The organism is Brevundimonas sp. UBA7506 (genome assembly GCF_002479495.1).
Taxonomy (GTDB): domain Bacteria; phylum Pseudomonadota; class Alphaproteobacteria; order Caulobacterales; family Caulobacteraceae; genus Brevundimonas.
On record NZ_DLNQ01000015.1, the window covers coordinates 127264 to 137169 of the forward strand.

At 69.9% G+C, this 9906-nt stretch carries 8 protein-coding genes; 7 read left to right on the forward strand and 1 reads right to left on the reverse strand.

Going from position 1 to position 9906, the window contains the following annotated elements:
- The first annotated feature begins 8 nt into the window (after window positions 1–8).
- The 7 genes from rsmI (at window position 9) to B3K53_RS13225 (ending at window position 8220) form a co-directional block, all read left to right on the forward strand.
- On the forward strand, window positions 9–884 hold the full coding sequence (gene rsmI / locus B3K53_RS13195) for a 16S rRNA (cytidine(1402)-2'-O)-methyltransferase (protein ID WP_292084904.1): 876 nt from the start codon (window positions 9–11) through the stop codon (window positions 882–884).
- 8 nt (window positions 885–892) lie between these two features.
- Window positions 893–1309, forward strand: a complete 417-nt coding sequence (locus B3K53_RS13200) for a YraN family protein (protein WP_292084905.1) — start codon at window positions 893–895, stop codon at window positions 1307–1309.
- Window positions 1306–2118: a SirB1 family protein gene (locus tag B3K53_RS13205; protein ID WP_292084907.1), complete on the forward strand. Its 813-nt coding sequence runs from the start codon at window positions 1306–1308 to the stop codon at window positions 2116–2118. The genes B3K53_RS13200 and B3K53_RS13205 overlap by 4 nt, the downstream gene beginning before the upstream one ends.
- Window positions 2119–2284: 166 nt before the next feature.
- Window positions 2285–3235, forward strand: coding sequence for a glutathione synthase (gene gshB / locus B3K53_RS13210; protein WP_292084908.1), 951 nt, complete (start codon window positions 2285–2287; stop codon window positions 3233–3235).
- Window positions 3236–3308: 73 nt separating this feature from the next.
- Complete coding sequence (locus tag B3K53_RS13215; RefSeq protein ID WP_292084909.1) at window positions 3309–4895, forward strand: YifB family Mg chelatase-like AAA ATPase; 1587 nt, start codon at window positions 3309–3311, stop codon at window positions 4893–4895.
- Between the two features lie 53 nt (window positions 4896–4948).
- Window positions 4949–6499 (forward strand): response regulator, encoded by a 1551-nt coding sequence (locus B3K53_RS13220; protein ID WP_292084910.1) that lies wholly within the window; start codon window positions 4949–4951, stop codon window positions 6497–6499.
- 41 nt (window positions 6500–6540) lie between these two features.
- A complete protein-coding gene (locus B3K53_RS13225) occupies window positions 6541–8220 on the forward strand; it encodes an AmpG family muropeptide MFS transporter (protein WP_292084911.1) in 1680 nt (559 codons plus the stop codon).
- A gap of 61 nt (window positions 8221–8281) precedes the next feature.
- On the opposite strand, the gene B3K53_RS13230 is transcribed toward B3K53_RS13225, so the two are convergent.
- Window positions 8282–9906, reverse strand: a 1625-nt coding sequence (locus B3K53_RS13230; RefSeq protein ID WP_292084912.1) for a phosphate acyltransferase, incomplete at its 5' end; no start/stop codon positions are given.

The following is a 9906-nucleotide window of genomic DNA, read 5'->3' on the forward strand; positions in this document are numbered from 1 at the left end:
TCGCGCCGATGTCAGACGCCTCCCTCTTCCCGCCGACCGCCCCGCCCGCGCGTTCCGTCGCGCCGGGCCTCTATCTGGTGGCCACGCCCATCGGCAACCTGCGCGACATGACGCTGCGGGCGCTGGACGTTCTGGCCGCCGCCGATCTGGTCCTGGCCGAGGACACACGCGTCACCGCCAAGCTGCTGACCGCCTATGGCCTGCGCGCCAAACTCGAACGCTGCGACGATCACGCCTCGGCGCGCGCCGCCGAGATCGCCGTAGAGCGTTTGAAGGCGGGCGAGGTCGTGGCCCTGGTCTCGGACGCGGGCACGCCCCTGGTGTCGGACCCCGGCTATGTCGTGGCCCGCGCCGCCATCAACGAGGGCCTGCCGGTCCATCCCATCCCCGGCGCCTCCAGCCTGCTGGCCGCCCTGTGCCTGGCGGGCCAGCCCGCCGACCGGGTGCTGTTCGCCGGCTTCCTGCCGCCCAAGTCGGGGGCGCGAAAGACCATGCTGGAGGAACTGCGCGTCGGGCGTCAGACCCTGGTCTTCTTCGAAAGCGGCCCGCGCCTGAAGGACAGCCTGACCGACATGGCGGTGGTGCTGGGCGACCGCCCGGCCGCCGTCACCCGCGAACTGACCAAGCTCTATGAAGAGGCGGTGCGCGGGACGCTGTCCGAACTGGCCGCCGATCCACGCTGCGACGCGCCCAAGGGCGAGATCGTCGTCGTCATCGGCCCCGGCGAGGCCGAGGTCGCCAGCGCCGCCGACGCCGACGCGGCCCTGGCCGAGGCCCTGACCCGCCTGCCGCCGGGCGAGGCCGCCGCCGAGGTGTCCAAGGCGCTGAACCTGCCCCGCAAGCCGCTCTACAAGCGGGCGCTGGAAATGCAGGGCCGGGGGTGAAGCCCCGCTTGCGGCCGCGTTCGTCGCCGCGTCGGCCCAAGTCGGGCTGGCGTCAGGCGTTGGGCGGACGGTCTCATCGGCAGGGCCACGGCGCCGAATGGATCGCCGCCCTTTGGCTGATGCTCAAGGGCTATCAGATCCTGGCCTTTCGCCTGAAGGGTCGGGGCGGCGAGATCGACATCCTGGCCCGACGCGGCCGCACCCTGGCGGTGGTCGAGGTCAAGCGGCGGCAAACCATTGAAGCAGCGATTTTGTCCCTGGGGCCGGAACAGCACGGCCGACTGGCCGTCGCCGGGGCGGCGGTGGCCCGCAGCCGACCCTCGTTGCAGGGGCTGAACCTGCGGATTGATATGGTGGCGCTGGCTCCCGGACGATTTCCGCGTCATCTTCGCGGGGTGATCTCGACAGGAGCGGACATCCGGTGACCCGGGACGAGGCGGAAACCATTCTGACCCAGGCGGGAAGCGCCGGGGACGAGGGCTTTCCCCTGCTCGACTGCGCCATCGCCTGCGCCATCCACGACTATCCCTTCCGCGACCCGGAGGCGGTGCGACTGCTGGCGGATCAGGCCGCGCAAAGGGTCAGAGAGCGCGCCGCCCACGAAAGTCCCGACGACGCCCTGGCCGAGACCATGGCCGCAGACCTGCGGCTGAACGGCGACTTGCTGAGCTACGACCATCCCGGCAACACCGACATCATCGACGTGGCCGAACGGCGGCGCGGCCTGTCGGCGGCCCTGGTGATATTCTACCTCGACGCGGCGCGACGTGCCGGACTGAAGGCGGCGGCGGTGGACTTCCCCGGCCACGTCCTGTTGCGGGTCGAGACGCCCGACGGGCCTGTGGCGCTGGACCCTTTCAGTCAGGGCCGCCTGGTTTTGCCCAGCGAACTGACGCGGCGCGCCCTTCTGGCGGGGTTGACGCCGCACGTCGCCGACCGGCTGGACCCGCTGATGGCGCCGGTCAGCGACCGCCAGGCCCTGATCCGGCTGCAGAATGTCCTGTTCGCCCGCGCCTTGGTGGTCGAGGACTATGAGGGCGCGGAGCGCTCGGCCCTGCGTCGCGCCCTGCTGGCCCCCGAAGATCACCGCCCCTGGCTGGACGTCGCCGCCGCGCGCGAGAAGCAGGGGGCCCTGACCGGGGCCCTGCAGGCCCTGTCGCGCGCCCGCGCCGTCGACGGCCCCGCCGACGCTCACCGCGCCAGCATGGATCGGGTGCGGATGCGCCTGAACTGAAGCCTTGCGGCGCGTGCTCGGCGCCATCAAGTAGGAGCTTGAGCGTCACAGGCGGCGCTCAAGCCGCGAGCGTCCGCGACGCGAGCATAGCGAACTAAAACTAGCTCAAACAGCAAGCGCCGCGGCGCGAGCGATAGCGCCCTCTTCTACCAAGGACTCCCCGCCCATGCTGAAAGTCGCCATCCAGATGGATCCGCTCGAGGCGGTGAACGTCGAGTCCGACACCACCTTCCTGATGGCCCTGTCGGGCCAGGCGCGCGGACACAGGCTGTGGGTCTACGACTTCCGCACCCTGGCGCTGGACGAGGGCCGTCTGTTCTGCCGCGCCCGTCCGGTGACGGTGAACACGGTGCAGGGCGAGCACGCCGACTTCGGCCCCGAGGCGGTTCTTGATCTGGCCGAGGACGTGGACGTCATCCTGATGCGTCAGGATCCGCCCTTCGACATGGCCTATGTCACCGCCACCTATCTGCTGGAACGGGTGCATCCCAAGACCCTGGTGGTCAATAATCCTGCCGAGGTGCGCTCGGCGCCCGAGAAGCTGATCGCCACCCTCTTCCCCGGCCTGCAGCCGCCGACCCTGGTGTCGTCGGACCCGGTCGCCCTGGTCGACTTCCACCGCCGTCACGGCGACGTGGTGCTCAAGCCCCTGCACGGCGCCGCCGGTTCGGGCGTGGTGCGGCTCAAGGCCGACGACCCGAACCTGGAAGCCCTGATCGAGATTCACGCCGCCGGGTCGCGCGACCCTCTGGTGATCCAGAAATTCATCCCCGCCGTGTCCAGGGGCGACAAGCGCATCATCCTGATCGACGGCGAGCCGGTCGGCGCCATCAATCGCATTCCAGCCAAGGATCAGGTGCGCTCCAACCTGCGCGTCGGCGGCACGGCGGCGCCGGTCGAGCTGACCCCGCGCGACCTGGAAATCTGCGCCGCCATCGGCCCCTATCTGAAGGAACGCGGCCTGATCTTCGTCGGCATCGACGTGATCGGCGACTACCTGACCGAGATCAACGTCACCTCGCCCACCGGCGCCCAGCAGTTGCTCAAGTTCAGCGGCGTCGATGCGACGGCCCTGATGTGGGACGTGATCGAGAAGAAGAAGGCCGAGCCGGCTTAACATCGCATAACGACGCTCTTGAAACTGCTTTGAGTTCGTGATTTGTTCTCTCTCGGTCAGCGGGAGGGAGCCCATGGTCGCGCGGGTGGTGACGGTCGCCTTCGACGGGGTCGAGGCGCGTCGGGTCGATGTCGAGGTGCAGCAGGTGGCGACGCCCGCGGGGGCCTTCGCCATCGTCGGCCTGCCGGACAAGGCGGTGGCCGAGAGCCGCGAACGGGTGCGCGGGGCCTTCGCCGGCATCGGCCTGGCCCTGCCGCCCAAGAAGGTCATCGCCAATCTGGCGCCCGCCGACCTGCCAAAGGAAGGCAGCCATTTTGACCTGCCCATCGCCCTGGCCCTGCTGGCCTCCATGGGGGTGATCGCGCCTGACGCCCTTGATGGGTGGGCGGCGGTCGGCGAATTGGGACTGGACGGCCAGATCGCGGCCGTGGGCGGCACGCTTCCAGCGGCCATGGCCGTTGGGGCCATGGGGTTGGGCCTCATCTGTCCCGAGGCGAATGGACCCGAAGCCGCCTGGGCCGGCGAGACCGCCATTCTGGCGCCTCGATCCCTGATCGGCCTGATCAATCATTTCCGAGGCACGCAGGTGTTGCGCGCGCCTGAGCCGGGTCCGGTGACGGCGGGCGGGGCAATACCCGACTTGCGCGAGGTCAAGGGTCAGGAAAGCGCCAAGCGAGCGCTGGAGATCGCGGCGGCGGGGGGGCACAATCTTTTGTTCATCGGCCCGCCGGGGTCGGGCAAGTCGATGATGGCCCAGCGCCTGCCGGGCCTCTTGCCGCCGCTGACGCCGCAGGAGCTGCTGGAGACCTCCATGGTCTGGTCGGTGGCGGGCCTGATCGACCGCGGCGCCCTGACCCGCGACCGGCCCTTTCGTTCGCCGCACCACTCCGCCTCCATGGCCGCCCTGACCGGCGGCGGTCTGCGGGCCAAGCCGGGCGAGGCCTCGCTGGCCCACAATGGCGTGCTCTTCCTGGATGAACTGCCGGAATATTCGGCCCAGGCGCTCGACAGCCTGCGCCAGCCTCTGGAAACGGGCGAGATCGTGGTGGCGCGCGCCAACGCCCATGTCCGCTATCCGGCCCGCTTCCAGCTGGTGGCGGCGATGAACCCCTGCCGCTGCGGTCTCGGCGGCGTCGGGCGCGGGGCCTGCGGCAAGGCCCCGCGCTGCCAGAGGGACTATCAGAACCGCATCTCGGGCCCGATGTTCGATCGTATCGACCTGACGGTCGAGACCCCGCCGGTGACCGCCGCCGACATGGCCCTGCCCCCGCCCGCCGAGGGCACCGCCGAGGCCGCCGCTCGCGTGGCGACGGCTCGCGCCCAGCAGGAGGAACGCGTTCGTGCGGCGGGCTTTGACCCCGACAAGGCGCGCGATCAGGCTATCAACGCCCGCGCCTCGGGCGAGACCCTGGATCGTTTCGCCGCCCCGGACGACGCGGGTCGGGCTCTGCTGATGCGGGCGGGCGAAGCCGGGGGTCTGACCGCGCGGGGCTGGACCCGGACCCTGAGGCTGGCGCGCACCATCGCCGATCTGGACGGATCGACCGGGGTCCTGCGTCGTCATGTGGCCGAGGCCCTGATGTATCGCCGCACCACGGTCGGGGCCCAAGGCGATTTCGACCGTCAGACCGCGCATCGAACCGAGGCTCCCGCCTTCTGAGCTTTGAAACCCTGTTCGGCCACGCTTAACCCTTGGGCGCTAGGGTGGTCGCCATGGCCCAGGCACGCAGAACGCACGCACCGACCGAGATCACGCTCGCCGCCCCCTCCGGAGGGCCCTCGGATGCGCCGGAACAGCAGTTCCTGCGGCTGATGAGCCATGAGATGCGCACACCCCTGAACGGGGTGATCGGCATGCTGGGCCTGTTGTCGCGGACCAAACTGGACGGCGCCCAACGCGCCTACGCCGAGGCGGCGCAGAAGTCGGCCGAGCACCTGCTGGGTTTGGTCAACGACCTGCTGGACTTCGCCCGCCTTGAGGCGGGCGCGCTGGAGTTCGACGCCTCGCCGGTCGATCTGGAAGGCCTGACGCGCGGCGTGGCCGAACTGCTCAGCCCCAAGGCCCACGACAAGGGGTTGGAGATTGTCTGGTCGGTCGCCGCCGACGCGCCCGACGTCATCGCCGACGAGGGCCGACTGCGTCAGGTTCTGTTCAATCTGGCCGGCAACGCCGTGAAATTCACCGACCGGGGCGGGGTCCGCCTGACGGTCGAGCGCGCGGGCGGAACCGCCGCCCGTCCACGCCTGGCCTTCGTCGTCGATGACACCGGCCCGGGCGTGCCCGAAGAGGCGCGCGGTCGCATCTTCGACGAGTTCGGCCACGCCGACGCCTCGGACGCCGCCCGTTTCGATGGGGCGGGTCTCGGCCTGGCGGTGGTCCGGCGGCTGGCCCAGGCCATGGGCGGCACGGTCGCCGTGAGCGACAGGCCTGACGGACCCGGCGCCCGCTTCCGCTTCGAGGCCCCCTTCGCCGTGGCGGCCGGCGCCGCGCCTCGCCCCCGTCCTCTGGACGGCGTGGCGGTGGCGGTGCGCAGCCCCGACCCCTTCGTGCGCCAGGCGGCGACGGCCCAGATCGAAGCTTCGGGCGGGCGAGTCGCGCGTCAGGCGGGCGTGACCCTAATCGACCACGCCATGGCTGAGGACGGCGCCCTGATGGTCAAGCCGTCGCAGGGCGAGGCCATCATCCTGCTGAAAGCCGGCGAACGCGATCTGATCGACCGCTACCGGGCGGCGGGCTTCCACGGCTATCTGATCAAGCCGCTGCGTCGGGCCTCGCTGGCCGAGCGCGTGTTGGCGGCGGCGGGTCGCCGCAAGGGCCTGGCGGCTCCCACGGCGCGCGCCCAGGATGACGATCGCGTCACGCCCGTCGCCTTCAAAGGGCTGCGCGTCCTGCTCGTTGAGGACAATCCGGTCGGCGCCCTTCTGGCCAAGACCCTGCTGCGCCGCGAGGGCTGCGTGGTCCAGACGGCGGCTGACGGCCACGAGGCCTTGCTGACGCTGAAGGAAGCCCGCTTCGACCTGATCTTCATGGACATGCGGATGCCGCGCATGGACGGTCCGGCGGCGGCGCGGGCGCTGCGCGAACGCGGCGAGCGCACGCCGATCGTGGCCCTGACCGCCAATGCCTTCGCCGAGGACCGCATCGCCTGTCTGGAAGCGGGCATGAACGACCATCTGACCAAGCCGCTGGAGGCCGACGCCCTGCGCGCCGCCCTGACCCGCTGGACGAACGTCGGCAACCGCGCCAAGGTCGGCGCCCAGTAACCACGACCGCCCGTTTCCGGCGGCGTCCGCCGGAGACCCGCATGACCGATACGAAGACGCCCGCTTCCGAGGTCGCGGCCCTGCACCCGTCGCCGAAAGGTCTGGGCGTGTTGAAGGCGGCGTTTCGTGAGCGCCGCACCCTGGCCATGCTGCTTCTGGGCTTCTCCGCCGGTCTGCCCTTCGCCATGCTGTTCGGCACCCTGAACGCCTGGCTATCGGACGCGGGCGTTTCGGTGGCCACCATCGGCGTCCTGTCCTGGGTGGGTCTGTTCGGAGCCTTCAAGTTCCTGTGGTCGCCCTCGGTCGGCCTGACCCCGCCGATCATCGGCAAGATGGGGCGGCGCCGGTCCTGGCTGATCCTGTGTCAGGTGGTTCTGGTCGGGGCGCTTCTGACCATCGCCCTGTCGCATCCGGGCACGGGCGCCATCGCCATGCTGGCGGGCGCGGCGGCGCTCGGCGCCTTCGCCTCGGCGACCCAGGACATCGTCATCGACACCTGGAGGATCGAGGTCGCGGATGAGCGGGTCCCGGTCGACCTGCTGTCCACCGTCTATCAGCTGGGTTTCCGCACGGCGGCCCTGGTCGGCGGCGCGGGCGCCCTGGTGCTGGCGGATCACCTCGGCTGGTCCTCGACCTTCGTCATCGGCGCAGGCCTGATGGGTCTGGGCCTGCTGGGGACCCTGATCGCGCCCGAGCCCAAGCCGGCGCCGAAACAGGCCATCGCCCGCGAGCGCATCGGCTCGCCGCGCCTGCGCATGACGGCTCTGGTCGTCACCCTGGCCGCCTGGGTCTGGGCCGCCTTCATGCTGATCCGCTTCATGGTCACCGCGCTCAGCGTCACGCCGGCGCCGAGCGCGGGCGAGTTCACCGCCACCTGGGGACCATGGATCGTCGGCGGGGCCGTCATCCTGCCCGCGCTCCTGGCCGGACTGATCGTCTGGCGCGGCGGCAAGACCGGGTCGGCGCCCGTCGAGCGCGACGCTCCGGCTCTGCTGAATACCCTCTATGACGCCATCCTGGCGCCTCTGGTCGAGCTGATGGGGCGTCTGGGCTGGGGCGCGGTGATCGTTCTGGGCCTGATCCTGACCTACCGTATCACCGACGGGGTCTGGGGCCCGTTCGCCTTCCCCTTCTACATGGGTGACACCGGCGGGGCGCTGGGCCACACCAAGACCGAGATCGCCCTGGCGTCCAAGACCTTCGGCGTGGTCATGACCATCCTGGGCATCGGCCTGGGCGGCTGGGCGCTTCTGGTCATCGGGCGGATGGCCAGCCTGCTGCTGGGCGCGGTGCTGTCGGCCGCCACCAACCTGCTGATGATGGACCTGGCGCTCGGCGCGCCTTTCATCCACGGCTTCATGCAGGTCAGCGGCCTTTACAAGCTTTTCGGCCTGTTCCACCTGGGCGAACCGATGGCGCGGCTGATGCTGGCCATCGCGGGCGAGAACATCGCCGGCGGCTTCGCGGGCGCCGCCTTCGTCGCCTATCTGTCGGCCCTTTCCAACAAGATGTTCGGCGCGGTCCAGTTCGCCGTCTTCACCTCCCTGGCCTTGCTGATCGGCACCCTGGGGCGCGGGGCCCTGGGCGAACTGATTGAGCGTCAGGGCTACGCCGCCATGTTCGTGGTGGCCGCCTGGCTGGGCCTGATCGCGGTGGTCTTCTGCGCCGCCGAATGGGTGCGCCAGACCTTTGAACTGCGCCGGTTGAAGCGGGCGACTTGAGGCCCAAACGCAAAGAGGCGGCCCGAAGGCCGCCTCTCGACGTTCCAGAGATGGAAGGCGATCAGTCCTCGCCCTCGGCGCCCTCGGCGTAGGCGGCGAAGGTGGCGGCGGTGATGATCTCGCTGACCGAGGCGCCCAGCGGGACGATCTGCACCGACTTCTCCAGACCGACCAGCAGAGGGCCGATCACCGTGGCGCCGCCCAGCGACTGCACCAGACGGGTCGAGATGGCCGCCGAATGGATGGCCGGCATGACCAGGACGTTGGCGTCGCCGGTCAGGCGCATGAAGGGATAGTTGGCGCGGGCTTCGGGGTTCAGCGCCAGCTCGGGCGGCATTTCGCCTTCGTATTCGAAGTCGACGTCCATGGCGTCCAGGATGCGAATGGCCTCGCGCACCTTCTCGCCGCGATCGCCGGGCGGATCGCCGAAGGTCGAGTAGCTGAGGAAGGCGACGCGCGGCTTGCGGCCCAGCTTCTTGACCGTGGCGGCGGCCTTGACGGCGATCTCGGCCAGTTCGGCGGCGTTGGGCAGTTCGTGGATCGAGGTGTCGGCCACGAACAGGGTGCGGCCCTTGGCCAGCAGGATCGACAGGCCGATCATGCGGTCCTTGACGTCAAGGACCCGGCGGACCTCCTTCAGGGCCATGTTGAAGTTGCGGGTCACGCCGGTGACCATGCAGTCGGCCTGGCCGCGCGCGATCATGGCGGCGCCGAAGTAGTTGCGGTCCTGGTTGATCATCCGCTGCACGTCGCGGCGCAGATAGCCCCGGCGCTGCAGGCGGTTGTAAAGCCACTCGACGTATTCGGCGTTCCGCTCCGAGACGCGGGCGTTCATCACCTCGATGCCCAGGTCGTCGAAATTCAGCCCCGCCTCGGCGGCGTTCTGACGGATCAGGTCCTCGCGACCGACCAGGATGGGCGTGCCCAGGTCGCCCTGCTTGAAGGCCCAGGCGGCGCGGATGACCGACTGCTCCTCGCCCTCGGCGAAGACGACGCGCTGTTTGGGTCCCGAGCGCACGGCCGAGGAGATCTTCTGCATCAGGGCGGCGGAGGGATCGACCCGCTGACGCAGGGCGATACGATAGGCCTCCATGTCCTCGATCGGCTTGCGGGCCACGCCGGTGTCCATCGCCGTCTGGGCGATGAAGGGCGGAATGTACCAGATCAGACGCGGATCGAACGGGGTCGGGATGATGTATTCCGGGCCGAACTTCAGCTTGCGGCCGCGATAGGCGGCGGCCACCTCGTCCGGCACGTCCTCGCGGGCCAGGGCCGCCAGGGCGTGGGCGCAGGCGATCTTCATCTCGTGGTTGATCTGACGGGCGCGCACGTCCAGGGCGCCGCGGAACAGATAGGGGAAGGCCAGGACGTTGTTGACCTGGTTCACATAGTCCGAGCGGCCGGTGGCGATGATGGCGTCCGACCGCACCGACTTGACGTCTTCCGGGGTGATTTCCGGGTCGGGGTTGGCCATGGCGAAGATGATCGGATTGGGCGCCATGGAGGCGACCATCTCCTTGCTGATCGCGCCCTTGGCCGACAGGCCCAGCACCACGTCGGCGCCGACCATGGCCTCGGCCAGGGTGCGCAGGGGCGTGTCGGTGGCGTGGGCCGCCTGCCATTGCGAGACGTTATCCCGGCCCTTGTAGATGACGCCCTGACGGTCGCAGATGACGGTGTTCTCGG